This window comes from Paraburkholderia sp. RL17-381-BIF-C, assembly GCF_046026435.1.
In the GTDB taxonomy this organism is placed as follows: domain Bacteria; phylum Pseudomonadota; class Gammaproteobacteria; order Burkholderiales; family Burkholderiaceae; genus Paraburkholderia.
In genome coordinates this window covers 94689-119619 of the sequence record NZ_JARESX010000016.1, presented here as the reverse complement: position 1 = coordinate 119619, position 24931 = coordinate 94689, and the positions used below count along the sequence as shown (strand labels likewise).

General features: G+C 61.9%; 21 protein-coding genes and 2 tRNA genes. 15 read left to right on the top strand and 8 right to left on the bottom strand.

Annotation, left to right across the window (positions count from 1 at the left end; genetic code table 11):
* Positions 1-268: 268 nt before the first annotated feature.
* Together P0D70_RS13100 and P0D70_RS13095 are read right to left on the bottom strand one after the other, a co-directional pair.
* Positions 269-733, bottom strand: a complete 465-nt coding sequence (locus P0D70_RS13100; protein WP_408184796.1) for a hypothetical protein — start codon at positions 731-733, stop codon at positions 269-271.
* A gap of 518 nt (positions 734-1251) precedes the next feature.
* Positions 1252-2109 (bottom strand): FadR/GntR family transcriptional regulator, encoded by an 858-nt coding sequence (locus P0D70_RS13095; RefSeq protein WP_408184793.1) that lies wholly within the window; start codon positions 2107-2109, stop codon positions 1252-1254.
* A gap of 283 nt (positions 2110-2392) precedes the next feature.
* Here P0D70_RS13095 and P0D70_RS13090 point away from each other — a divergent pair, with 283 nt between their 5' ends.
* The 8 genes from P0D70_RS13090 to P0D70_RS13055 all read left to right on the top strand — a co-directional run bounded on the left by P0D70_RS13090 (position 2393) and on the right by P0D70_RS13055 (position 10028).
* Positions 2393-3601 carry an ABC transporter substrate-binding protein gene (locus tag P0D70_RS13090; protein ID WP_408184792.1) on the top strand — a complete coding sequence of 403 codons (1209 nt, stop codon included), beginning with the start codon at positions 2393-2395 and terminating at the stop codon, positions 3599-3601.
* A gap of 97 nt (positions 3602-3698) precedes the next feature.
* Entirely contained in the window at positions 3699-4559 is an 861-nt protein-coding gene (locus tag P0D70_RS13085; protein ID WP_091804229.1) for a branched-chain amino acid ABC transporter permease, read from the top strand.
* The gene (locus P0D70_RS13080; protein WP_091804227.1) at positions 4556-5611 is read left to right on the top strand and encodes a branched-chain amino acid ABC transporter permease; all 1056 of its coding nucleotides are present in this window, start codon (positions 4556-4558) and stop codon (positions 5609-5611) included. The genes P0D70_RS13085 and P0D70_RS13080 overlap by 4 nt, the downstream gene beginning before the upstream one ends.
* On the top strand, positions 5608-6375 hold the full coding sequence (locus P0D70_RS13075) for an ABC transporter ATP-binding protein (protein WP_408184791.1): 768 nt from the start codon (positions 5608-5610) through the stop codon (positions 6373-6375). Before P0D70_RS13080 ends, P0D70_RS13075 begins: the two co-directional genes overlap by 4 nt.
* Positions 6372-7073 carry an ABC transporter ATP-binding protein gene (locus P0D70_RS13070; protein ID WP_408184790.1) on the top strand — a complete coding sequence of 234 codons (702 nt, stop codon included), beginning with the start codon at positions 6372-6374 and terminating at the stop codon, positions 7071-7073. The genes P0D70_RS13075 and P0D70_RS13070 overlap by 4 nt, the downstream gene beginning before the upstream one ends.
* Positions 7074-7105: 32 nt before the next feature.
* Positions 7106-8386 (top strand): Zn-dependent hydrolase, encoded by a 1281-nt coding sequence (locus P0D70_RS13065; RefSeq protein ID WP_408184789.1) that lies wholly within the window; start codon positions 7106-7108, stop codon positions 8384-8386.
* Positions 8383-9873, top strand: a complete 1491-nt coding sequence (locus tag P0D70_RS13060; protein ID WP_408184788.1) for a M81 family metallopeptidase — start codon at positions 8383-8385, stop codon at positions 9871-9873. Before P0D70_RS13065 ends, P0D70_RS13060 begins: the two co-directional genes overlap by 4 nt.
* A gap of 78 nt (positions 9874-9951) precedes the next feature.
* Positions 9952-10028, top strand: a tRNA-Val gene (locus P0D70_RS13055).
* 265 nt (positions 10029-10293) lie between these two features.
* Here the strand turns inward: P0D70_RS13055 and P0D70_RS13050 are convergent.
* From P0D70_RS13050 to P0D70_RS13030, 5 genes are all read right to left on the bottom strand, one after another.
* A complete protein-coding gene (locus tag P0D70_RS13050; protein WP_286162130.1) occupies positions 10294-10428 on the bottom strand; it encodes a hypothetical protein in 135 nt (44 codons plus the stop codon).
* 3 nt (positions 10429-10431) lie between these two features.
* The gene (locus P0D70_RS13045; protein WP_408184787.1) at positions 10432-11487 is read right to left on the bottom strand and encodes a permease; all 1056 of its coding nucleotides are present in this window, start codon (positions 11485-11487) and stop codon (positions 10432-10434) included.
* Positions 11488-11511: 24 nt separating this feature from the next.
* On the bottom strand, positions 11512-12579 hold the full coding sequence (mnmH, locus tag P0D70_RS13040) for a tRNA 2-selenouridine(34) synthase MnmH (protein WP_408184786.1): 1068 nt from the start codon (positions 12577-12579) through the stop codon (positions 11512-11514).
* Between the two features lie 132 nt (positions 12580-12711).
* The gene (selD, locus tag P0D70_RS13035) at positions 12712-13776 is read right to left on the bottom strand and encodes a selenide, water dikinase SelD (protein ID WP_091808958.1); all 1065 of its coding nucleotides are present in this window, start codon (positions 13774-13776) and stop codon (positions 12712-12714) included.
* Positions 13777-13882: 106 nt separating this feature from the next.
* Positions 13883-14140, bottom strand: a complete 258-nt coding sequence (locus tag P0D70_RS13030) for a beta-xylosidase (protein WP_091808955.1) — start codon at positions 14138-14140, stop codon at positions 13883-13885.
* A gap of 293 nt (positions 14141-14433) precedes the next feature.
* Between P0D70_RS13030 and fdnG the strand changes: the two genes are divergently transcribed.
* The 7 genes from fdnG (at position 14434) to P0D70_RS12995 (ending at position 23714) form a co-directional block, all read left to right on the top strand.
* Entirely contained in the window at positions 14434-17502 is a 3069-nt protein-coding gene (fdnG, locus tag P0D70_RS13025; protein ID WP_408184785.1) for a formate dehydrogenase-N subunit alpha, read from the top strand.
* A gap of 9 nt (positions 17503-17511) precedes the next feature.
* Positions 17512-18444 (top strand): formate dehydrogenase subunit beta, encoded by a 933-nt coding sequence (gene fdxH, locus P0D70_RS13020; protein ID WP_007176169.1) that lies wholly within the window; start codon positions 17512-17514, stop codon positions 18442-18444.
* Positions 18431-19087 carry a formate dehydrogenase subunit gamma gene (locus tag P0D70_RS13015; protein ID WP_091804199.1) on the top strand — a complete coding sequence of 219 codons (657 nt, stop codon included), beginning with the start codon at positions 18431-18433 and terminating at the stop codon, positions 19085-19087. Before fdxH ends, P0D70_RS13015 begins: the two co-directional genes overlap by 14 nt.
* Before the next feature lie 110 nt (positions 19088-19197).
* Entirely contained in the window at positions 19198-20193 is a 996-nt protein-coding gene (gene fdhE, locus P0D70_RS13010) for a formate dehydrogenase accessory protein FdhE (RefSeq protein ID WP_091804196.1), read from the top strand.
* A 40-nt stretch (positions 20194-20233) separates the two neighbouring features.
* Positions 20234-21664 carry an L-seryl-tRNA(Sec) selenium transferase gene (selA, locus tag P0D70_RS13005; protein ID WP_408184784.1) on the top strand — a complete coding sequence of 477 codons (1431 nt, stop codon included), beginning with the start codon at positions 20234-20236 and terminating at the stop codon, positions 21662-21664.
* On the top strand, positions 21661-23574 hold the full coding sequence (gene selB / locus P0D70_RS13000; protein WP_408184783.1) for a selenocysteine-specific translation elongation factor: 1914 nt from the start codon (positions 21661-21663) through the stop codon (positions 23572-23574). Before selA ends, selB begins: the two co-directional genes overlap by 4 nt.
* Positions 23575-23621: 47 nt before the next feature.
* Positions 23622-23714: transfer RNA gene (locus P0D70_RS12995), tRNA-Sec, on the top strand.
* A 106-nt stretch (positions 23715-23820) separates the two neighbouring features.
* Here P0D70_RS12995 and P0D70_RS12990 read toward each other — a convergent pair.
* Entirely contained in the window at positions 23821-24924 is a 1104-nt protein-coding gene (locus tag P0D70_RS12990; protein ID WP_408184782.1) for a porin, read from the bottom strand.
* Between the last annotated feature and the right edge of the window lie 7 nt (positions 24925-24931).

The window sequence follows — 24931 nt, the reverse complement described above, 5'->3', positions numbered from 1 at the left end:
TCGCCCGGCAAACGGCAGACGCCTGGCAGATGCGGATAAACACGGACGAACACGAACAGGCGCCCCAGACCACCCGCGCGGACCCGGGCCTTCACTCCTTGCCCGGCCGCACCGCCTTCGCATAGCCCGTCAGTTCCAGATACGCCCGTCCCGCCTCCACGCCTGCGCGGCTCACCCGCACTGCACTTTCTCAGTACATCACGCTTGTTGAATGCCGGGAAACGCTTCGGCGGAGTTTCCCCGCCATCCCAACTCACACGCGATCGGTCTAAGCCCGTTTGCGTATTGGCGCCTGATACGGCATGCCCGCGGTAAATCGATCAAGCCGTTCGCTTGCATCGGTGATTGCCCAGAGGGGGGCGCTATGCAACTGCTGGTCATAGTTCGTCGCAATTGTCGCAAAAAGCGCGAACCCCGCATCGTCCAAGCTCCACCTGCCGGTCTCACGGCCGATATCGAACACTGTCGACACCGCGCGCTCCGCTGCGCTCATCTGTTCTCTGGTTGCCGAACCGAAGCCTGACTCAGCCAGAAAGCCGGTCAACAGCATGATCTGCGTAAGTGTTTGCGCATCGGTCATGCTGCCGGCGCCGCGGCGCAACGCGTCGAGCGCCAAATGGACTCGCAACGCCAAGTCGTCGGCGGTCTGCCGGGCGATCGGAAACAGCATCGCCTTGGCATGCCGCGCACGCGCAACGCCTGCATTACGAGATAACGGGATAGGTTGTGCCATGAAGGTCCAATGTTTACGCCTGTGCAGATGCAATAACGGCGCGGCCCGTAAAAGGTTGAGCCCTCGTTATGCATCCGGCCGGCGAGCCGGCTGAAACGCCGTTTCTTGGCTGGCTGGGGGGGGCTCCACGACTTTCCCTCGCGGGGCTGGCGCGCGACGTTTCCGCAGAAGTTGGACGATGTCTTTGGATCTTTCTCCACGCTGCGGCGCGTCTCATCGATCAGGAGCCTCGCGTCGCCGGCGCATCTTGTACATTGGCGAGCGCGCCACGCCTATGGCTGTATGCCAGACGCATCGAGCGATTCACATCCGTTCAACGGAGAGAAAGACCCACGGTGCGTCGAGCAACATAGTGACCGTCCCAGGCGAATCTATGTCCAGCGAAATCGTCCTCGGCTTGCCACCCGCCACCCGCCACCCGCCACCTGCCACCTGCCACCTGCCACCTGCCACCTGCCACCTGCCACCTGCCACCTGCCACCTGCAATCTGCAATCTGCAATCTGCCCGCAACCTGCATCAAACGCCACCGAACTCGTCATGGCCCTCATCAGGCGGCGTCACGCTTCGCGCCCGTACGCGCCGACGAATTTCCGAATCCAGGATCAGACGCCCACGCAGTTTTCCTTTCATTCGCTTCACATAGCGTGGCGCCTCGGTCATATGGATCACCATCAACTCACGCACTTTCTCCGCATCACGCTCACGTGCCGCTTTCGTGATCGCTTTATGAATCTTGACGTTAGCCTGACCAAAGCGCTCATGTTCGGACTGCGGAGTATCGTTACGAAACTCGATCAGTTGCCGGATCATTTCGTTGATCAGCTCACAACTGAAGCGCAGGAACGGATTGGGATTCGCCGCCGCGAGGATGTCGTGGAAATTCACGTCTTCCTGACGCTGCCGAACGATGTCCTGCCCACCATGTGACGAAGCCGGTCGATCGCAACATGCAATGCTCGCGTCGAGTGCCTCGAAGTCCTGCTCTGTCAGATATGGCACGGCCCCCGCCGCGAGTTCGGGCTCCAGCAATTTGCGTACGGTGTAGATGTCATCGATCGATACATCCTTGAAAAACAGGTAGTTCTGCAGAAGTTGTAACGTACGATCGAGCGGCACCTCGACCACCATGCCGCCGCCGCTCGGACCCGTGGTCACTTTGATGAGACCTTGCACTTCAAGCGATTTCAACGCCTCGCGGATCGTGCTTTTACTTACCGAAAAGAGTTGCTGCAACTCCACCTCGCGAGGCAGCCGGTCGCCTGGCTTCAGGTCTTTCTCAGTGATGAGCCGCTTGATCTCCTCCGCGACCAGATCGCCGCGTTTCTGCTGCTTGATCTCGATCGCGGCGCCAGCCTTGGCGCGGTCCATGGCCATAGTCGATGCTCCCTAGTTTGTCCTGCACGATCCTCGATCGACCCGCCGCCGCCGTCGCAGCCCGGAAGGTCGCCTCATGCTGCCAGGAATTTTGCCTTATTGACACTCGAATTTATTGTACCTACGATCGAGTCCAACCTATTTATCATGATAAATAGAACAAAGCCCGTGTGGTGGAAAACTTCACGACGGCCAGCAAGCCAAGTAGTCGATCTAGTCGTTCGCGCAATGCGTGCAGTTTCGTAGTCGGTCAGTGCGTGTCTCTTTCCTAAGGAGCGTCATTTTGAATCGCCGAAATATGTTGAAGCTGGCCGCGTTGTCGGCCGTTCCGGGGACGTTGGGCTCGCTGGTCGCGCGAAGCGCGTTCGCGCAGGCTGGCACCTTGCAGTTCGCCTGTCCGGTGCCCATGTCGGGGCCGTTTGCGGCAAACGGCAAATATGCCGACCTCGGCATGAAGCTCGCTATCGAGCAGTACGGCAAGGTGCTGGGTCAACCGCTCGCGTATACGGTGCTCGACACTGAGGGCAAGCCGGCAACTGCGGTGCGCCGTGTGCAGGAAATCGCGCAGCAGAAGAATGCACGCTTCTTTGCCGGCGGTATTCTGTCCTCCGAAGCATTGGCAATGGGCAAGGAAGTCCAGAAAGCCAGCGGTGTATTCATCACCACCGCAGGTGCGGACGAAATCACCGGAAAGGACTGCAACGACGCCACGTTCCGCTGGTCGGTGCCGACCTACGGCGCGATCGAGCAAACGGTGCGTCCGCTGATCCAGATGCTGCCCAAAGCAAAACGCTGGTACACCATCACGCCGCAATACGTGTTCGGCGACGGTTTGCTGTCGGCCGCCAAGGCCATCTTCAAAGAGAAGGGCATCGAGCATGTGGGCAACAGCTACCACTCGCTCAATGAGAAGGAGTTCAGCGGCTATCTGACGAACGCAGTTGCTGCGAAGCCCGACGTTTTGCTGATTCTGAACTTCGGCTCGCAGTCGTCCGATACGTTGCGCCAGGCCGTGAGTTTTGGCATGAAGAACAATTGCACGATTCTGTTGGCGTGGGCATCCGGACTCGAGCAATTCGAATCGCTTGGCGCGGACCTTTGCGAAGGCGTCTATTTCGGCGCGCAGTACTGGCACGACATCGATTCGCCGCTCAACCGCGATCTGGTCAAGCGCACGAATGCTGCTTTCAAAGCGAACCCCAACTACAGCCTCGCGGGCTCCTATATCTGCACGAAGATTCTGCTCGACGGTATCGTGAAAGCAGGTAACGTCGATCCGAAGAAAGTGGTCGCCGCACTTGAAGGCATGAAATACGACGGTTTGACAGGCCCGGAGGAAGTCCGTAAAGGCGACCACCAGGTACTGAAGAACTATTATCTGCTGAAGGGCAAGGCGAAGAACAAGATGAAAAACGCCGACGACTACGCGGATATCGTGAGCTCCGGCCAGTCGTTCCTGCCGCTCGACAAGACCGGTTGCAAGATGGCTTGACGCCTGCCTGCCTTGGCGCAGGCGAGCGCGGTATGCACATCGCGGCACAGCGGCGCCACAGCGCGTGCCCCTTCGCACCATCCTTTAGACGGACGCCATGAACGTTTATCTCCTGCAGGTCGTCAACGGCATCGGAGTGGGAATGCTGTATTTCCTGCTCGCGGTCGGTCTGTCGATCGTGTTCGGCTTGCTGCGCTTCGTGAATTTCGCGCACGGTGCGTTCTACCTGCTCGGCGCGTACTTCTGCTATCAGGCGATGCAATGGTCGATGAGTTTCTGGGCCGCGCTCGTGGTCGTCCCCATCGTAGTGGGCGCGCTCGCATGGGTCGTGGAGAAGCTGATTCTGCGGCATGTCTACGCCCAGCAGCATGAGTTCCATATTCTCGTGACTGTCGGTCTCGCACTCGTCGTGCAGGAATGCGCGATCCTGATCTGGGGGCCGCTGGGCGATAACGTAGCCGTGCCCGACATGCTGAACGGCGTAGTGATCTGGGGCAGCTTTGTGTATCCGAAATACCGCCTCTTCGTGATCGGCTTCACGGCGGTATTAGCGGCGCTTTTGTGGTGGGTGCTGGAAGGCACACGACTAGGCAGCGCGGTGCGCGCGGGCAGCGAATCGACTGAGATGGTCTCGTTGCTCGGTATCAACGTATTGCGCGTTTTCAGCCTCGTATTCGCGCTTGGCGCTGCGACGGCCGCATTGGCCGGCGTGCTTGCTGCGCCGATTCGCGGCGTCGATCCGTTCATGGGCATCGAAGCGCTCAGCGTTGCGTTCGTCGTGGTAGTGGTCGGCGGAATGGGTAATTTTTTGGGTGCATTGGTCGGCGGCCTACTGGTTGGGATCGTGCAAAGCGTGATGAGTACCTTGTGGCCGGAAGGTGCGCGACTCATGATCTACGTCGCAATGGCCGCCGTCCTGTTGTTGCGACCGAATGGTTTGCTCGGGAGGGCGGCATGATCGATTCCTCGAAGCCCATTGTGCAAAGCGCTTCATCGGCAAGAACTCAACCGGGCCTGAAGCATTCACTGCATCGCTATCGCTTCCTGTTGCTTGCGCTGCTGGTGGTCTGCATTTTGCCGCTGACGCTGCGCTCCGGATCGCTGGCCACAGAAGTTCTGGTGTTCGCGCTCGCCGCACTCGGCTGCAATTTGCTGCTCGGCCACACAGGCTTGCTTTCGTTCGGGCAAGGCATTTTCTTCGGACTGGGCAGCTATAGCGCGGGACTGGTTCTGACCAAAGCGGCGTTACCTGTGCCCGTGGCGTTGCTTGCATCGGTTGTAATCGGCGCGGCGGCTGCGGCGCTCGTCGGCTGGTTTTCGATTCGTCAGCGCGGCACGTATTTCGTCATGCTGACGCTCGCGTTCGGGCAATTGTTCTATTTCCTCGCCTACACCACGCCCGATCTGACCGGCGGCGACAATGGGTTACTCGACATCCCGCGCCCGGCGCTCGGGCTGTTTGGCAAAACGCTCTTGCCGTTGACTTCGCCGTGGCAATACTACGGCTTTGTCGCCGTGCTCTTTCTCGTGGTGTTCTGGTTGTTGATGCGCGTATCGCACTCCGTGTTCGGCCGTACGTTGCTCGCGATTCGCGACAACGAAGCCCGCGCGGCCGCAGTGGGCTACGACGTCAAACGCTTCAAGCTGATGGCGTTCGTGATCTCCGGTGCGGTCACCGGGCTCGCGGGCGCGCTGCACGCGCTGATGACCGGCATCGCGCCGCTCTCGAACATCGACTATCACACGAGCGAGATGATCCTCGTGATGACCGTGATCGGCGGCACAGGCAATCTGTTCGCATCCGTATTAGGCGCCGCGTTTTACGTGCTGTTCGCCGACTGGCTCTCCACTTTGTGGCCGCGCTGGTTGTTGCTGCTCGGCATCGTGCTGATCGCCGTCAGCCTGTTCATGCAACGCGGGTTGTGGGGGCTGGGCGAGCGCATCTGGCAATCGCTGCGCCGCCAATCATCCGCCAATGCCGATAATGCCGCGGACAAGGAGCCCGTATGAGCGAAGCCATTCTGCGAGCGAGTGGTGTTGTGAAGCGCTACGGCAAATTCACGGCGCTCTCCGACGTCACGTTGAACATCATGCCGCGCACGGTGCATTCCGTAATCGGTCCGAACGGCGCGGGAAAAACCACGCTGTTTCACGTGTTGACCGGCACGCTGCCGATCACCGAAGGCAAGATCGTATTCGACGGCCACGACGTGACGCGTGAGCCGGATCATAAACGTGTGCGGCGCGGCGTCGCGCGTTCGTTTCAGGTGACGAGCCTGTTCGCCAATCTGAGCGTACGAGAAAATCTGCGGCTCGCCGCGCAGGGTGTGGACGCGGTACGCGCGCTCAATGCGTGGACGCCGCCGCATGGTGCGCTCACTCATTCGGACACTGTCGACAGTGTTCTCGAACGGCTCGCACTACAGCGTTTCAGCGAGGTATCGGCAGGCGCGCTTTCGCACGGTCAACAGCGGCGGCTGGAAGTCGGCATGGCGCTCGCCGCGCGACCCAAGGCGATCTTTCTGGATGAGCCGACCTCGGGCATGGGTATCGACGACCTCGACGATATGAAGCAGTTGATTCGCGGCTTGCGCGACGATTACACCGTCGTGCTGATCGAACACAACATGGGTATCGTGATGGACATTTCCGACACGATCACCGTCATGCAACAAGGGCGTGTGCTGGTGGAGGGGCGCCCCGACGACATTCGCGGCGATGAGCGCGTGCGCAGCGCCTATCTCGGCAACATGATCACCGGAGGCCGCGCATGATTCTCGACGTGCAGCAGATTCACGGCTTCTACGGCAAAAGCCATATCCTGCAAGGCGTGTCCCTGCAGATCAACGACGGTGAAACGGTGACGCTGTTGGGCCGCAATGGCGCCGGCAAGTCGACCACGCTGAAGGCGATTGCCGGCGTCGTGGCACCGCAGCGCGGCGCGATCACGTTCAATGGCGCCAAAATCAGCGGCCTGCCGCCGCACAAGATTGCCTCACGAGGTGTCTGTTTCGTGCCTGAGCATCGCGGCATCTTTCGTTTGCTCACGGTCGAGGAAAATTTGCGGCTTGGCGCACGCAAAGATTCGCCGTGGCAGCTCGACGATATCTACCGCATTTTTCCGCGCCTCAAAGAGCGGCGCACCAACGGGGGCGCGCAGCTATCCGGCGGCGAACAGCAAATGCTGGCGATCGGCCGCGCGTTGATGAATCACCCGCGTTTGCTGATGCTCGACGAACCGGTGGAAGGCCTCGCGCCCGTGATCGTGGAAGAGATCGTCGCGCAACTCAAGCTGATCCGCGAGGCGGGCGTGGCGATCTTGCTGGTCGAGCAGAACCTCGAAGTTTGCACGCAACTCGCCGACCGGCATTACATCATCGAGCAAGGCGTGATCGTCTATTCAGGCGATAACGCGTCCTTTTCCGCGGACGATTCGATCAAGGACCGTTATCTCGGCGTCGGCGTGGTCTGACGCGCAGCAGTCTTCAACACGAGGAAGCATCGATGCAAGTTCATGAATCAACAACCGTCGCGACGTTCGCCGATCTGCGAGTCGACGGCGCGCGGCTCTGGGACAGTCTCATGCAACTCGCGCGAATCGGCGCGACCGATAAAGGCGGCGTATGCCGCCTCGCACTCACCGAGTTGGACCGCGAGGCGCGTGACCTTTTTATTGCGTGGGCGAAGGAGATTGGTTGCAGTGTGCGGGTCGACGCGATCGGCAATATCTTCGCGCGCCGCGCCGGTTTGCGCGATGATCTGCCGCCGGTCATGACCGGCAGCCACATCGATACGCAGCCCACGGGCGGCAAGTTCGACGGCAATTACGGCGTGCTCGCGGGTCTCGAAGTGCTGCGCACGCTTGCCGATGCCAATGTGCGGACGCTCGCGCCGCTGGAAGTCGCGGTGTGGACCAATGAAGAGGGCTCGCGCTTCGTGCCGGTGATGATGGGTTCCGGTGTGTTTGCCGGCGCGTTCACCTTGGAGCACGCGCTAGAACAGCGCGACCGTGAAGGCGTCACGGTGCGTGACGCACTGTCGCAGATCGGATATGCCGGCGCGAACGAGAAGCCGCACGCCGTCGGCGCCTACTTCGAAGCGCATATCGAACAAGGGCCGGTGCTGGAAGCACATGACAAAACAATCGGCGTGGTGCAGGGCGCGCTCGGCCAACGCTGGTACGACGTGACCGTGCAGGGCATGGAGGCCCACGCCGGCCCGACGCCGATGGAGCTGCGCCGCGACGCGCTGCTCGTCGCGGCGGATCTGATTCATGCCGTCAACCGCATTGCGCTCGATCACGCGCCTCATGGGCGCGGCACGGTCGGCTGGCTCGACGTGCATCCGAATTCGCGCAACGTGATTCCGGGTCGCGTGACACTCACCGTCGATCTGCGCGCCGCCGACGATGCCACGCTCACGGCCATGGATAGCGCGTTGCGCGCCGCATGCTCGTTGGCGGGCGAGCGAGCCGGCATCGAGGTAGGCGTCGAGCAGGTCGTGTATTTCCCGCCGCAACCGTTCGCCGCGGAACTGGTCGGCGCCGTGAAGCAGGGCGCCGACACGCTCGGTTTTTCGTCGATGGACGTGATCAGCGGCGCCGGCCACGACGCCGTTTATCTTGCGAGAGTCGCGCCCGCGGCGATGATCTTCGTGCCATGCAAAGACGGCATCAGCCACAACGAGATCGAAGACGCGCGCGCGGACCATCTCGAAGCCGGTTGCAACGTGCTGTTGCAGGCCATGCTGAACGCCGCGCAGAAAGCGGGGAGCGCAGACGCATGAAAATCCTCATCGCGCGGATGAATCACGAGACCAACACGTTTTCGCCGGTGGCCACGCCGTTGGCCGCGTTCGGGCGTAACGGCCCGAGCTATGGGCAAGACGCGTTCAACGAGAACAAAGGCATGCAAACGGCGATGGCCGCGTTCATCGACGCCGCCGAAAAGGAGCATGCGCAGATCGTGACGCCCGTGTCGGCGTCGGCGAATCCGAGCGGACCCGTTGAGGCCGCCGCTTACGACGCGATCTGCGAGGCGATCGTGTCGGCCGCGGCGGGTTGCGACGCCGTCATGCTCGATCTGCATGGCGCCATGGTCGCCGAGAATTCGAACGATGGTGAAGGCGACCTGCTCGAACGCGTGCGTGCGTTGCTGCCGGACGCGCCGATCGCGGTCGCGCTCGATCTGCATGGCAATGTCACGCAGAAAATGATCGACAACGCCAATGTGATCGTCAGCTTCAAGACCTATCCGCACGTCGATATGTACGAGACCGGCGCGCATGCGGCGCGTCTGATGTTCGACCTGGTGCACGGCAAGGCGAAGCCCGTGATTGCGTGGCGCCAGCCGCCGCTCCTCACGCATACGCTGCGCAGCGCGACTGCCGAAGGCGCGATGAAACGTGCCGTGGATGCCGCGCGCGCAGCCGAAGCCGATGGCATGCTCGCGGTGTCGGTGCTATCTGGCTTCTCGCTGGCCGATATCGCGGCGCCGTGTATCAGCGTCGTGGTGGTGGGCAACGGTGAGCGCGGCGAAGCAGACGCGGTGGCGGAGCGGATCGCTCGACAGATCTGGAGCGAGCGAGAAGACTTCGTGTATCGCAGCGCGCCGCTTGCTGAATCCGTCGCGCAAGCGGCGGCGCTCGCGAGAGACGCCGACAAGCCCGTGCTCCTGCTCGATCATGGCGACAACTGCATGTCGGGCGGCACATGCGACACGATGGATCTGCTCGAAGAAGCATTGAAGCAAAAGCTCGATGGTATCGTGAGCGGGCCGTTGTGCGACCCGCAAGCGGTCGCGGCGTTGATGGCGGCCGGCGTCGGCAGCACGGTGACGGTGACCATCGGCAACAAGGTTGCGAGCGATGCGATAGCGCCGCGCCTGCCGCTTGCCGTGACGGGTGTGGTGCGCGCGCTGACCGACGGCGAGTACATCATCAGCGGCCCGACCTACACCGGACAGCGTGCTTTCATGGGGCACGCGGCGGTACTCGACACCGGCGCCATCAAGCTCGTGATCACCGAGCGCACGCACGAACCATGGGACCTCGGCGTATTCGAGAGCGTCGGCATCGATCCGCGTCGCGCGCGTTTCCTGTTGCTCAAATCGCGCATGTACTGCCGACCGGTTTTCGTGCCGATCGCCGCAGCGCTGGTGGAATGCGACAGCCGCGGCGTGACGAGTTCGGATTACGGGCTGTTCGCTTTCGAGCACGTGAAGCGGCCGGTGTATCCGCTGGATGCGCAGACCGAGTGGGCACTCACGAACTGATTGCCACGCGCTCGCCAACTTAAGTGGCGTTAGGGGCTTGTGCAGGGCGCAGAGGTTCTCTATAATTCGCGCCTCTAAAGGCTCGTAGCTCAGTTGGTTAGAGCACCACCTTGACATGGTGGGGGTCGTTGGTTCGAATCCAATCGAGCCTACCAACGCATCCTTGACGTAGACGAAAGCGGCTCCGCTTTCGTCTACTGTCAGGTTCTCGCATTACCTCGGCGCACTGCTTGATCGTGCCGCTGTCCTGTCTGTCGGTCTTCCCTTTCCGTATTATCTCCACCTCGTCATTAGCGTGGCGCACGTGCGATCGTTCAGGCGCTGGACAGGTATCCGCTCGAAACGACGCCCAGCGCTATTGCGAGACCTTCGCGTCAGCAATCAGGTCTCGCGCCTTTTCAGAGCGGATGCAGCGCGCTGTTACGGGCGAAGCAGATCGAAGCCGGCCAGCGCGACGACCCCGCTCACCACGATCAGCGCGACCGAATGCTGTCCGAAGTAGAGCAGGCCGGCGGCCGACCAGCTCGTCATTGCAAATGCGGCAATACGTTTCATGCTTTAAAACCCCAAGGCGACTGCCAGCAACCCACTGACCACGCCGCACACCGCCACGGCCAAGGCTACGACCGTCAGCACGCGGCGCGGGAAAGAGCGGGAGAGCATGGCCATTGAAGGTACGCTGACCAACGGCAGCGTCATCAGCAACGCGCCCGCCGGGCCGGCGGCCATGCCGAACGAGAGCATGGCCTGGATGATCGGCACTTCGCCCGCGGTCGGAATCACGAACAGCGTGCCGGCGATAGACAACGCGATGATCCACAGCAGGCTGTTGTCGATCTCCGGTCCGACATGCGGAAACAGCCACGTGCGCGCTGCGCCGAGAATCAGCACCAGCACGATGTATTCGGGAATGAGCCGCAACGTCATCGTGCCGAGGATTTTTACCCAGCGTGCGAAAGCCGTGCTGGGCACATCGGCGGAGATCAGTTGCGCCATGGCTTCGCGTGACGCTTCGGCTTCCTTTGGCGTGACCATGCGATTCACCAGGTAGCCGAGGCCGAACACCATCACGATGCCCAGCGCGAGGCGCAGGCCCATCCACTGCCAGCCGAGCACGAAACCCATGAAGATCAGCGTAGCCGGATTCAAAGCGGTATTGCCGAGCCAGAACGCGATCGCCGCGCCCGGCGCCGCCTGGCGCGCGCGCAAGCCCGCTACGACCGGCGCCGCGCAACAGGTGCACATCATGCCCGGCAGCGACATCAGGCCGCCTTTCACCACGCTGCTGAAATCAGTCCGGCCGAGCGCACGCGCGACCCATTGCGGCGGAATCAGCGCCTGCACCGCCGAGCCGAGCAGCAGCCCTAGCACCATGGCTTGCCAGATCGCTTTGCCGTAGGCGAGGGCGTAATCGATTGCCGCCTGCCATGACGCCGCCGGTGCGCTCGCCGACGTACCCATCAGAATGGATTTGCCGATGGAGTGCTGGCTCGCGGCAACGAAGGCGCGGTTGTAGTACGGGAACCACTTCACATAAAAGAGGCCGACGACGGCAATCAGCAGAAACACGATCCAGCCAAGCGCGACGCGCGGTTGTCGAAGGGTTGATTGCATGGTGGTCTTAAGCGTTGGTTTTAATCAGATGACAGTGAGCGCGCTGCTGTCGACCTGCGCAAGCAGTGCGCTTGCCTGGTCGACGACATCGGCGCCGTTGGGCCGGAAATTGAACTTCAGGGCGTGCGGCAATTGAACGAAATGTTCATGGCTGCTGCGCGCATAGGCGGGATCGTAGTGCCGCTCGATCAACTCATGCGCGAGTTCGGCGCGCCGGTTGTCGTCGACGAGCCGTCGCCAGCCCGCGACGCGTTCCCGGCTGTGCAAGCCGATCAGTCTTTGCAGTTGTCCCTTCAGTAACTCGGGATCGTCGAACAGATGCGCATAGTCGTGCAGCAGGAACGCCGCGCGATCTTCGCGGCTCGACATCACCTCGACGCAGCGGCCCCGATGAAACGTGTCGAGCAGCGCGAGCGGCAATGCGACGGAGCCGATGCGCCGGCTCTCCGCTTCCACGAAGACCGGCCGTGACGGATCGAACGTGCGCAGAGCGGTGACGAGCAGCGTATCGAAACGCTTCTGCGACGGCTGCGGCACGCCGGCCCACGCGCCTAGCAGCGAGCCGCGGTGCGAGGCCAGTGCTTCGAGATCCAGCGTCTGCGCGCCCGCCGCGTTCAAGGCCGCCAGCAGGCGTGTCTTGCCGCTGCCGGTCGGGCCCACCAGCGCAATGTATGAAAACGTTGCCGGCAAAGTGTCGAGCGTGTCCAGCGTGGCCCGCCGGTAACTCTTGTAGCCGCCGTCCAGCTGACGCGCCTGCCAGCCGATCATATTGAACAGCGTGGTCACCGAGCCGGAGCGCTTGCCGCCGCGCCAGCAATAGATCAGCGGTCGCCAGTTGCGCGGCCGGTCGGCGAAGGTGGTTTCCAGATGCTGCGCGATATTGCGCGCGACCAGCGCAGCGCCGATCCGCGTGCCTTCGAAAGGTGACACCTGCTTGTAGGTCGTGCCGACCAGCACGCGCTCCTCATTGCTCAGCACCGGCGCATTGAGTGCGCCCGGAATATGGTCTTCCGCGAATTCGAGGGGCGTGCGCACATCGATGATTTCATCGAAATCACCGGCTTTTTCGAGGCTGACGAGTAGGTTTTTCAAGGAGTTAGGGGCGAAACAGGCCTGCGGGGAGGTCGAAATTATCGCATGCGCCGTAAATACCGGCTGGCGGAGCGCTCAGGACAGCTTGCCGGACATACGCGCCCCGGCCGTTGCTTGCGCCGGCCGGCTCCTTCAGATCACCTCGACGCGCCCTTCGCCACTGACCATGTCGCCGATCACGCACGCCTCGCCGAACCCGTCGGCGTGGAATAGGGCGAGAACCTCGTCGACGGCTTGCGGCGCGCACGAGACCAGCAAGCCGCCCGAGGTTTGCGGATCGGTGAGCAGGGTGCGCGCCGTCGCCGGCAATGAGGAGGGCAAAACGATATCTCGACCGTATGCGTCCCAATTGCGTCCCGAAGCACCGGTGAAGATGCCGGCTTCCGCGAGGCCGACCACGTCCGGCAGCCACGGTAGGTCCTCATAGCGCACGCGGGCGGTCAGGTTCGAGCCGCGCGCCAGTTCCAGCGTATGGCCGAGCAGGCCGAAGCCCGTGATGTCCGTAAGCGCATGCACGCCGTCGAGCTTCGACAGCTCGGCGCCCGGGCGATTGAGCTTGGTCGTCGCGGCGATCATGGCCGCGTAGCCGGCTGCGTCGAGCCGGTCTTTCTTCAGTGCCGCCGAGAGAATGCCCACGCCCAACGGCTTACCGAGAATCAGCACATCGCCCGCTTGTGCGCCCGCGTTGCGCTTCACGCGCTTCGGGTCGACCACGCCGATGGCGACGAGGCCGTAGATCGGCTCGACCGAATCGATCGAATGACCGCCGGCGAGCGGAATGCCGGCCTCGGCGCATACGGATTCGCCGCCCTTCAGCACGGCTGCGATCACGTCGTGCGGCAGCACGTTGATCGGCATGCCGACGATGGCCAGCGCCATGAGCGGCTTGCCGCCCATCGCGTACACGTCGGACAGCGCATTGGTCGCGGCGATGCGGCCGAAGTCGAACGGGTCGTCGACGATCGGCATGAAGAAGTCGGTGGTGGCGACGATCGCCTGCTCGTCGTTGAGTTTGTAGACGGCGGCGTCGTCGGCTGTGTCGTTGCCGACCAGCAGGTCGGGAAAGAACGGCAATGGTGCACTGCGCTTGAGCAGATCGGCCAGCAGGCCAGGCGCGATCTTGCAGCCACAGCCTCCGCCGTGCGACAGACTGGTCAGGCGGGGAGACGTGCTTGCTTGGGCTGGGGTATCGGTCATTGTGGCGGGCATTTCAGGCTACGAATCACCGCATTATGAATGGTGTTCGTTCTACGCGCAGAGAAGCGGCGCAAAGCGCGCCGCCATGACGCGGCGAGTCGACGCGCTATTTATTGCTGCCCGCCCCTGTGCCGTAGAGCCCGTTCTCGAATCCGCCCGCGCCTTGCGTCTTGTGTCCTTGCCCTGCGGTCTTGCCGCGTGAATTCGCCGAGCCGCCATCCTTCGTTTGCGGCTTATTCGATTCATGCACCATGGACGCGGACGAATCGGGCGCCGATCCCATTGAAGACGTGCGCTTTTCCTGCTGCGACGAGCCGCTGCCTTGAGTGATCTGAGCAAGGCTGCATTGACTGGACGCGAGCATCGCCAAGCCGAGCGCAAATGACGCGACAGCTGGCGGCAGCCGCTGTTTTAATGCGCTGCAAAAATTGCCTGCGTGAGATGAATGGAGCGGATGGTGGGTCATGGGTGGGTAAGGATCCAAGTGAGGGTGGGTTTGTCGCTTACACACTCAGCAAAAACAATGCCCCGCGTCGCGATACCGGCTGTTCCGCTTCATATTTGCTCGCCTGGCAGTTGGTAGAAGTTCTCGCTGCAGGACTTTATATCGGCCTCTATAATCATGATCAGTATCCCAAAAAGAGCCGAGGCCATTCAATGCCCCATATGTCCCGGCGACAATTTCTGAAGGTCTCCGCCACCACGCTAGCCGGATCGAGTCTCGCCCTCATGGGCTTCTCACCGACGCCCGCGTTAGCGGAAGTCCGTCAGTACAAGTTGTCGCGCACAACCGAAACCCGCAATACCTGCCCGTACTGTTCGGTAGGCTGCGGCATCCTGATGTATGGACTGGGCGACAACGCCAAGAACGCGAAGTCCAGCATCATTCACATCGAAGGCGATCCCGACCACCCGGTCAATCGCGGCACGCTATGCCCGAAGGGCGCGAGCCTGATCGACTTCATTCATAGCCCGAGCCGTCTGAAGTATCCGGAGTACCGCGCGGCCGGCTCGAATGAATGGAAGCGCATTTCGTGGGAAGACGCGCTCGACCGCATTGCGAAATTGATGAAGGAGGATCGCGATGCCAACTTCGTCGAGACAACCGCAGACGGCAAGAAGGTCAACCGCTGGCTGACCACCGGCATGCTCGCGGCATCTGCCGGTAGCAATGAAGTCGGTTATTTGACGCACAAGACTGTCCGCAGTCTTGGCATGCTCGCATTCGATAATCAAGCACGTGTCTGACACGGCCCGACGGTGGCAGGTCTTGCCCCGACGTTTGGCCGTGGAGCGATGACGAACCATTGGGTCGACATCAAGAACGCGGATGTGATTCTCGTGATGGGCGGCAATGCGGCCGAGGCACACCCATGCGGTTTCAAGTGGGTCACCGAAGCCAAGGCGCACCGCAAGGCAAGATTGGTCGTGGTCGATCCGCGCTTTACGCGCACGGCATCGGTTGCGGACTATTACGCACAGATTCGGACCGGCTCGGACATCGTGTTCCTGGGCGGGGTGATCAACTATTTGCTCACCAACGACAAGATCCAGCACGAGTATGTAAAGAACTACACGGACATGCCGTTCATCGTTCGTGAGGACTTTTCGTTTACCGACGGCCTGTATTCCGGCTACGACGCCGAGAAGCGCAAGTACGACAAGAGTTCGTGGGATTACGAACGCGGCGACGACGGCTTTGCCAAAGTCGATCCGACGTTGCAGCACCCGCGCTGCGTCTATCAACTGATGAAGCAGCACTACTCGCGCTATACGCCCGAGCAGGTCGAGAAAATATGCGGCACGCCGAAGGAAAAATTCCTCAAGGTGTGCGAGATGCTGGCATCGACGGCTGTGCCGGGACGCGCCGGTACGATCCTGTACGCGCTCGGCTGGACGCATCACTCGATCGGCGCGCAGATCATCCGCACCGGCGCGATGGTGCAATTGCTGCTGGGCAATATCGGCATTGCGGGCGGCGGCATGAATGCGCTGCGCGGTCACTCGAACATTCAGGGTTTGACCGACCTCGGCCTGATGTCGAACCTCTTGCCGGGTTACATGACGCTGCCGCTGGAAGCCGAGCAGGACTTCGACGCCTTCATCACGAAGCGCGCGAGCCAGCCTTTGCGGCCGAATCAGTTGAGCTACTGGCGCAACTATCGCGCATTCCATGTCAGTTTCATGAAGTCGTGGTGGGGCGATAACGCGACCGCGGAGAACAACTTCGGTTTCGATTATCTGCCGAAGCTCGATAAGTCATACGACATGCTGCAGGTCTTCGAGCTGATGAATCAAGGCAAGATGACCGGCTACATCGCGCAGGGCTTCAACCCGCTCGCCGCCGCGCCGAACAAGGCGAAGATCGGCGCGGGTCTGGCCAAGCTGAAGTGGCTCGTCATCATGGATCCGCTCGCCACTGAAACGTCCGAGTTCTGGAAGAATTTCGGCGAGTTCAATGACGTCGATCCGTCGAAGATTCAAACGGAGGTGTTCCGTTTGCCGACCACCTGTTTCGCGGAAGAACGCGGTTCGCTGGTCAGTTCCAGCCGCGTGCTGCAGTGGCATTGGCAGGGCGCGGACGGCCCCGGCGAATCGAAGAGCGACCTGGAGATCATGTCGGGGTTGTGGCTGCGCATTCGCGAGGCTTATAAGAAGAACGGCGGGAAGTATCCCGATCCGATTCTCAACATGAGCTGGCCGTATGCCAACCCGGAAAGCCCGACGCCGGAAGAAATCGCGATGGAGTTCAACGGCAAGGCGCTCGCCGACGTCACCGACGCGACCGACAAAACCAAGGTGCTCGCGAAGAAGGGCGAACAACTGGCGAGTTTCGCGCAGTTGCGCGACGACGGCAGCACCGCGAGCGGTTGCTGGATCTTCTGCGGCTCGTGGACCCAGGCGGGCAACCAGATGGGCCGGCGCGACAACTCCGATCCGACCGGCATCGGCAACACGCTCAACTGGGCATGGGCCTGGCCTGCGAACCGGCGGATTCTGTACAACCGCGCGTCCTGCGACGTCAGCGGCAAGCCGTTCGATCCGAAGCGCAAGCTGATCGCGTGGAACGGCAAGACGTGGTCGGGAGCGGATGTTCCCGACTTCAAGGTGGACGAACCGCCCGAAAACGGCATGAATCCGTTCATCATGAACCCGGAGGGCGTGGCGCGTTTCTTCTCGCGTGACGGTCTGGTGGAAGGGCCATTCCCCGAGCACTACGAACCGTTCGAGACGCCGCTCGGCTACAACCCGCTGCATCCGGACAACAAGCTGGTGGTCAGCAGTCCGGCGGCACGCGTGTTCCCCGACGACAAGGCAGCGTTCGGCACGCACGAGAATTTCCCGCATACCGCGACCACGTATCGTCTGACCGAACATTTCCACTACTGGACCAAGCACGCGCGCCTGAATGCGATCGTGCAGCCGCAACAGTTCGTGGAGATCGGCGAGGATCTGGCGAAAGAGGTGGGCGTGGTGGCCGGGGATCGCGTGAAGGTGTCGTCCAATCGCGGGCATATCATTGCCGTGGCGCTCGTTACCAAGCGGATCAAGCCGCTAATGATCGAAGGAAAGAAAGTCCAGACCGTTGGCCTGCCGTTGCATTGGGGCTTCAAGGGACTCACGAAGCCGGGCTATCTCGTCAATACGCTGACGCCCTCCGTGGGCGATGGGAATTCGCAAACACCGGAATTCAAGTCGTTCCTCGTCAAGGTCGAAAAGGCATAAGGAAAAGAGATGGCACTGCAATCACTGGACATCAAACGCCTCTCGGCCACGACCTTGCCTGAACCGCAAGTGCGTGAGCCGGTCACGGGCACGGTCGCCAAGCTCATCGACGTGTCGAAGTGCATTGGCTGCAAGGCGTGTCAGACCGCCTGCATGGAGTGGAACGATCTGCGCGACGAAGTCGGCACGACGACCGGCATCTACGACAACCCGCGCGATCTGAGCGAGCATTCGTGGACCGTCATGCGGTTCTCGGAATACGAGAACACCGAAGGCGATCTCGAGTGGCTGATCCGCAAGGACGGCTGCATGCACTGCGAGGATCCGGGCTGTCTGAAGGCCTGCCCGTCGCCGGGCGCGATCGTGCAGTACACGAACGGCATCGTGGATTTCCACGAGGAAAACTGCATTGGCTGCGGCTATTGCGTAACCGGTTGCCCGTTCAACGTGCCGCGCATTTCGAAGAAGGACAACCGCGCGTACAAGTGCACGCTGTGCTCGGACCGCGTGGCGGTCGGTCAGGAACCGGCTTGCGTGAAGACGTGCCCGACCGGCGCGATCATGTTCGGCACCAAGGAGGACATGAAGCAGCAGGCCGCCGACCGGGTGGAAGATCTGAAGGAACGCGGTTTCCAGAATGCCGGCTTGTACGATCCGGCCGGCGTGGGCGGCACGCACGTCATGTACGTGCTGCATCACGCCGACAAAGCGAACCTGTATCACGGTTTGCCGCAGAATCCGAAGATCAGCGCGATGGTCGGGCTGTGGAAAGGACTGGCCAAGCCGCTGGCGCTCGCGGGTATCGCGTTCGCGGCGGTGGCCGGGTTCTTCCACTACACGCGTGTGGGTCCGAACGAGGTGAGCGAGGCGGAAGAAGCCGAAGCCCAGCACGAAGCCGACGAAGCACGCCGTTCGCGGGAGGCATCCAATGAAGCACCCTGAGCATACCGAGTTGAAGGACGTGAGGGGCAACAGCCTGATCGTGCGCTACACGCCCAATGAGCGTACGAATCACTGGATCACCGCCATCACGTTCGTGCTGCTGGCGCTCTCCGGCCTCGCCATGTTTCATCCGGCCATGTCGTGGCTCTATGCGATCTTCGGCGGCGGTCAATGGACGCGGATTCTGCATCCGTTCGTGGGCTGCGTGATGTTTCTCTCGTTCCTGATTCTTGCGTTGCGCTTCTGGCACCACAACTATCTGGACAAGGCCGACATTCAGTGGATGAGGCAGATCGACGACGTGCTCAACAATCGCGAGGAAAAGCTCCCCGCGATCGGCAAGTACAACGCCGGTCAAAAGCTGCTATTTTTCACGATGGTGATCTGCCTGCTGCTGTTGCTGGCGAGCGGCATCGTGATCTGGCGGCGCTACTTCTCGTTCTATTTTCCGATCGAGATTATCCGGCTCGCGGCCGTGGTGCATGCCGCGGCGGCGTTCGTGCTGATCGTCGGCATCGTCGTGCATATTTATGCGGCGTTGTGGATCAAGGGGTCGATCGGCGCCATGACGCGCGGCACCGTGACCTACGGGTGGGCGAGAAAGCATCATCCGAACTGGTTCAAGGAAATCATCGGTAAATAGCGCGCCACGCCCAGGCAACCCAGGCAGCGCGATGCAAAGCGCGCTGCACCCGAGCCGCCGCCCTTGTTCGATGAAGGGCGGCGGCTTTTCAGTTTTCAGAGGTCGATACTGTGGTTCAACGTATTCTCGAAGCCGGCGATATCGAATCGCTCGACCATTCGGCGATTCCGCGCATCCGCACACCGGAGCGGCTCGCGGTGTTTTCGGCGCGCGCTGCGCGCCTGCGCCAGCTCGCGGCGCTTCACAATCCGATCGCCGGTTATTTGCGCCTGATGGCGGTGCTCGCCGACGCGCAGCAAGCCGTGATGGCGAACTTCAAGGCACAGCCGCCGAGCCCCGAATTGATCGCGAGCGCGCAGCAACACTCCATGCCGCTGATTCCGGCGCTTTCCGGTGTGCGTGATCCGGCATGGCGCGACGTGCTGCGCCAACTGCTCGACAAGGTGGCGGTAGCGGGGCCGCTCACGCCGCCGCTCGAAGCGCTGATCGCCCGCCTGCGCACGCTCGATACCGCCGCGCTCGAATTCCAGGCCGACGCGATCTTCGCGCAGCGCTTCGAAGAGGTCGATCCGGCGAGCGCGCCGTTCATCGTCGCCGCGCTGCAAGTCGTGTGGACCGACCTTGCCGCCGATATCGACAAGCGCGAGGTGCCATACATCGAAACCCTCGGTTTGTGTCCCGTGTGCGGATCGCATCCGGTGGCCAGCATCGTGCGGGTGGGTGGAGCGTATGATAACTACCGCTACCTGCAATGCGGGCTGTGCTCGACTGAATGGCACATGGTTCGCGCGAAGTGCTCGAACTGCGACTCGACCAAGGGCATTGCCTATCACACGGTCGGCTCGCCCGATGCCGACGAAGCCACGCGCGAAACCGAATCGAAGAATGCCGCGCTGAAGGCCGAATCGTGCGACGAATGCCATACTTACCGGAAGATCGGCATTCAGTCGAAGGACTACGATTTCGAACCGTTCGCGGACGATCTCGCCAGTCTCACGCTGGATCTGCTGATGGGCGCGGAAGGTTACCGGCGGGCGTCGCCGCATCCGTGGCTGTGGCCCGAACAGGCCGACAGTGCGGCGGAGTCTTCCGGCGAGTCCGACTAGCAGCAACTGGACACGACTAGACTAGAAAAGGGATTGCCTCGTGAGCGATGTGAGCGGCTCTGAATTGCGGGCCCTGATGGCGCGCGTGCCGTCGGTGGAAAAGGTGATGGCGTCGGCCGAGTTCACGGCGCTGATCGGCGAGTACGGCCGCACGCAGGTGTTGGGCGCGGTGCGTGAGGCGCTCGACAACTGGCGCGCGAGCGCGCAGTCGGGCGCTGCATCCGTGAGCGCGCTCGACACCGCGCAACTGAAGGGCGCGGTCGAAGCCGCGCTGCGCCAACGCAACCAGTCGCGCTTGCGTAGCGTTTTCAATCTGACCGGCACCGTGCTGCATACCAATCTCGGCCGTGCATTGCTGCCGGACGAGGCCGTGCAGGCCGTCGTGAAGGCGCTGACGCAACCCGCCAACCTCGAATTCGACCTCGACACCGGCAAGCGTGGCGATCGCGACGATCTGATCGACGAACTCATCTGCGAATTGACGGGAGCCGAAGCGGCTACCGTGGTCAACAACAATGCGGCTGCGGTGCTGCTTACGCTCTCCGCGCTGGCGTCGAAGAAAGAAGTCATCGTGTCGCGTGGCGAGCTGGTGGAAATCGGCGGCGCGTTTCGCATTCCGGACATCATGAGCCGCGCGGGCGCGAGGCTTCGCGAAGTCGGCACCACGAACCGCACGCATCTGAAGGACTATGACGAAGCCATCGGCCCGCAAACTGCGCTGCTGATGAAAGTCCACGCGAGCAACTACGCGATCAACGGCTTCACCAAAGAAGTCGGTCTGGATGAAATCGCGCCGCTCGCCCATGCACGCGGTCTTGCGGTTGCCGTGGACCTCGGCAGCGGTACGCTCGTCGATCTGGGCCAATGGGGTTTGCCGCGCGAAACGACCGTGCGTGAAACCATCAAAGCCGGCGCCGACCTCGTCACCTTCAGTGGCGACAAGTTGCTGGGTGGACCGCAAGCCGGTTTGATCGTCGGGCGGCGCGATCTGATCGCGAAGATCAAGAAGCATCCGCTCAAACGCGCGTTGCGTGTCGGCAAACTGACGCTCGCCGCGCTGGAGCCTGTGCTGCAGCTTTATCGCACGCCGGAGAAGCTCACGCAGCGGCTCACCACGCTGCGCTTGCTCACCCGTTCCGCCGACGAGATCCGGCTCGCTGCGCAGCGCGTACAGCCCGCCTTGCAGCGGGCGCTCGGCGAACGCTATGCGGTGGCGGCAGAGCCCATGTTCAGTCAGATCGGCAGTGGCGCTTTGCCCGTCGATGTGCTGCCGAGCTACGGGCTCGTCGTCAGAATGGCGGACGGCAAGCGCGGTGGCCGCCAATTGCTCGCGCTCGAAAAGCTGCTGCGCGAGATGGCGCGGCCTGTCATCGGCCGAATTGCGGACGACGCGTTGCGTCTCGATCTACGCTGTCTTGAAGCCGCCGATGAAGCGCAACTGATCGAGCAACTGAAAGGCGCGCACGCATGATCGTCGGTACGGCGGGACATATCGACCACGGTAAAACGAGCCTGGTGAAAGCGCTGTCGGGCGTCGATACGGATCGTCTCAAGGAAGAAAAAGCGCGCGGTATTTCGATCGAATTGGGTTATGCGTACGTGCCGCTCGACAACGGCGACGTGCTCGGCCTGATCGATGTGCCCGGCCACGAAAAGCTCGTGCATACCATGACCGCTGGTGCGAGCGGTATCGATTTCGCGCTGCTCGTGATTGCCGCCGACGACGGCGTGATGCCGCAAACCCGCGAGCATCTGGCCATTATCGAGTTGCTCGGCATTCGGCGCGGCGCCGTCGCGCTGACCAAAGTGGACCGGGTCGACGCGCAGCGTTTGCGTGAAGTGCACGACGAAGTGAGCGCGTTTCTGAGCGGCAGTGTGCTCGAGGACGCGCCCGTGTTCGACACCTGCGCGACGCATTCCGATGATCCCGGGGTGGCTGCGCTGAAGGCGCATCTGTTCGCGGCGGCCACGGCATGGCGCATGAAGCGCGATGACGGGTTGTTCCGTCTCGCGGTCGATCGTGTCTTCACACTCGCGGGCCAAGGCACGATCGTGACCGGCACGGTGGTATCGGGGAGCGTGGCGGTCGGCGATACGATGCTGCTCGCGCCGAAGAATCAACCGGTGCGCGTGCGCAGCATTCACGCGCAGAATCGTGCGGCGCAGAAGGGGCGAGCGGGCGAGCGCTGTGCGTTGAACCTCGCGGGCATCGAGAAGAGTGCGATCGATCGGGGTGACTGGATCGTCGACCCGCGCCTCTCGCAGGCGTCGGAGCGGGTCGACGTCATGCTGACGCTGCTCGCCGATGCATCGGTCACGCTGGAGCATTGGGCGCCGCTGCATGTGCATCTGGGCACGCAGCATCAGGTTGCGCATGTTGCGTTGCTCGATGGGGAGACACTCGGCGCCGGTCAGCGGGCCCTCGTTCAACTGGTGTTCGAGCGTCCGGTCTGTGCGCTGCCCGGCGATCGCTTCGTGGTGCGCAACGCGCAGGCCGATCGCACGATTGGCGGCGGCCATGTGCTCGATCCGTTCGCGCCGTCGCGCAAGCGTCGTTCAGTTGAACGGCTCGCGTGGCTCGACGCGCTTCAGATCATGCTCGATACCGGCAAGCTGGACGCCATCTTCGCAAGAGCGCCGCATGGTTTGTCGCGCTCGCTGCTGGAACGCTTGACGGGCATGCCGGCTGCTGCGCTTTCGTTGCCGCCCGATACGCACGTGGTCGATATGCCTGGCGAGGACGCATTGCTGGTCGCTGATACGCCTTGGCAAACGCTCAACACACGATTGACGACCACGCTCGCCGAGTACCATGAACGCTCGCCGGACGAATTGGGCCCGGATGTCTCGCGCTTGCGGCGGATCGCGGCGCCGTTGGTGGACGATGCGTTGTGGCGCGCGCTCGTCGACGATGCCGCCATGCGTGGTGAGATTGTCAAACGCGGGCCCTGGCTGCATTTGCCAGGCCACACAGTGACGCTCGACGACGCCGATCGCGCGCTCGCGGCGGCGCTGCTGCCCGCGGTGAAAGCGGGACGGTTCGATCCGCCGTGGGTGCGTGATCTGGCGAATGCGAACGGTGTAGGTGAAGAGCGTGTGCGTCAATTGATGCGCAAGCTCGCGCGACAAGGCGAGCTGTTTCAGGTCGTGCGTGATCTGTTTTATCACCAGGAGGTGATAAGGGAACTGGCTTCGATTGCGGCCGCTGAGGCGCAAAAGAATGCCGGTACGGTTGCAGCCGCACCGTTTCGCGATGTGACGGGACTGGGGCGCAAACGGGCTATTCAGCTTTTGGAATTCTTCGACCGGGTTGGGTATACTCGCTTCCACCGTGGGCTGCATCTGATGCGCGCGGATAGTCGCTGGCTCGATCTGCTTTGATCGGCTTTCGTCGATTTTGATCGGCGACGTGTAGTTCAATCACCGTAGGAAGGCATTCGTATCCGGTGGTGCGGCTGGGCTTCAAACCCAGTTGAGGGCGTCAGACGCTCTCAGGTCGGTTCGACTCCGGCTGCCTTCCGCCGAAACGCCCTGCTGGCGTTCTGTCAGGCTACACTCAGTCGGCGGCACAGTGCGTCTCATGCAATGCACATACGATCACCTGACTGCGGGCGTCCAACCTTTCGACTAAAACATGTGAACGAGCCCGACAATCCCGCTTGTGATGTTTTTGCCCGCAGCAACCGAAATGCCGGGTCCGCCCGCGTTGCTCACCGAAAACGACGCCTTGCTATGGTTGCGAACTTCGGCGACACCCGCGTAGACGCCCGTACGTTTCGAGAGGTGATAGTCGTAACGGATCGCGTACGAAGTCGAGTCGCCGTCACCATTCGATTTGAGGATGTACTGGCCGAAGCTGACCAGCACCGAGCCGAAGCTGCCGAACACATTCTGAAACAGCGCATTCACTTCATAAAAATCGTGATCCGGCGACGCGAAGGCGCTCGAAATCGACGTGGTGAGCCCCCCGGCGTTTCGATGCATCTGATAGAGCGCGGACGGCTTGACGAAGCCGAAGTCGTACGAAGCGGCAAACAGATAGTAGCGGCCGGTCTGTACGCTGGTGGTCGGTGTGAGGGTGGCGGTGGGCGCAAACCGTTGCTGAAGATAATCCGCATCGGCCGAAAAGCTGCCGGCCTTGAAGTTCAGACCCGCCGACGCTGTGTCGCCCAGTGAAGCGGGCACCCCGCTCGCGCCGTTGGTGCCACGCGCATACAACGCGCGCAGCGTGAAGCCGCTCACCACCGCTGACGTAAAGCGCACCGAGTTGGCCGTGCGGGCAGACGGAATGAACACGTAGTTGTTGGCGGCATTGCCCCAGGCCAGCGTGTTCAGTTCACCCAGCGAGTAGTTCACATAGGTGATGAACAGCGGCGTGTAGTTGTTGCCCATCTGGATCTGGCCGAACGGGCCTCGGATTCCCACCCACGCTTCCCGGTTGAATAGCGCCCCGTTGCCCGCGATGGTGCCGGTGTTCACATTAAAGCCGTCTTCCAGCTTGAAAATCGCCTTGTAGCCACCGCCCAGGTCTTCCGTGCCGGTCAGCCCCCAGCGCGACGGCGCAACGGAGCTTGAGTCCTGCCTGACCACCGTATGACCGCCGGTGTTCGCGTATTGCACAGCGGCGTCGATGATCCCGTAAAGCGTGATCGAGCTTTGAGCAAAAGCCGAAGGAGTCACCGATGCTGCGGTCACTGCAAGTGCGGACAGCGCCGCCTGTCTGATTTTCATTTTGTCT

Excerpts from the sequence above, each read along its gene's own strand:
- P0D70_RS13100 (WP_408184796.1), bottom strand. The coding sequence starts at position 733 with ATGGCACAACCTATCCCGTTATCTCGTAATGCAGGCGTTGCGCGTGCG.
- P0D70_RS13065 (WP_408184789.1), top strand. The coding sequence starts at position 7,106 with ATGCAAGTTCATGAATCAACAACCGTCGCGACGTTCGCCGATCTGCGA.
- P0D70_RS12990 (WP_408184782.1), bottom strand. The coding sequence starts at position 24,924 with ATGAAAATCAGACAGGCGGCGCTGTCCGCACTTGCAGTGACCGCAGCA.
- P0D70_RS13015 (WP_091804199.1), top strand. The coding sequence starts at position 18,431 with ATGAAGCACCCTGAGCATACCGAGTTGAAGGACGTGAGGGGCAACAGC.
- selB (WP_408184783.1), top strand. The coding sequence starts at position 21,661 with ATGATCGTCGGTACGGCGGGACATATCGACCACGGTAAAACGAGCCTG.
- P0D70_RS13060 (WP_408184788.1), top strand. The coding sequence starts at position 8,383 with ATGAAAATCCTCATCGCGCGGATGAATCACGAGACCAACACGTTTTCG.
- P0D70_RS13045 (WP_408184787.1), bottom strand. The coding sequence starts at position 11,487 with ATGCAATCAACCCTTCGACAACCGCGCGTCGCGCTTGGCTGGATCGTG.
- P0D70_RS13070 (WP_408184790.1), top strand. The coding sequence starts at position 6,372 with ATGATTCTCGACGTGCAGCAGATTCACGGCTTCTACGGCAAAAGCCAT.
- P0D70_RS13030 (WP_091808955.1), bottom strand. The coding sequence starts at position 14,140 with ATGCTCGCGTCCAGTCAATGCAGCCTTGCTCAGATCACTCAAGGCAGC.
- P0D70_RS13080 (WP_091804227.1), top strand. The coding sequence starts at position 4,556 with ATGATCGATTCCTCGAAGCCCATTGTGCAAAGCGCTTCATCGGCAAGA.
- fdxH (WP_007176169.1), top strand. The coding sequence starts at position 17,512 with ATGGCACTGCAATCACTGGACATCAAACGCCTCTCGGCCACGACCTTG.
- P0D70_RS13075 (WP_408184791.1), top strand. The coding sequence starts at position 5,608 with ATGAGCGAAGCCATTCTGCGAGCGAGTGGTGTTGTGAAGCGCTACGGC.
- P0D70_RS13085 (WP_091804229.1), top strand. The coding sequence starts at position 3,699 with ATGAACGTTTATCTCCTGCAGGTCGTCAACGGCATCGGAGTGGGAATG.
- P0D70_RS13095 (WP_408184793.1), bottom strand. The coding sequence starts at position 2,109 with ATGGCCATGGACCGCGCCAAGGCTGGCGCCGCGATCGAGATCAAGCAG.
- P0D70_RS13050 (WP_286162130.1), bottom strand. The coding sequence starts at position 10,428 with ATGAAACGTATTGCCGCATTTGCAATGACGAGCTGGTCGGCCGCCGGC.
- selD (WP_091808958.1), bottom strand. The coding sequence starts at position 13,776 with ATGACCGATACCCCAGCCCAAGCAAGCACGTCTCCCCGCCTGACCAGT.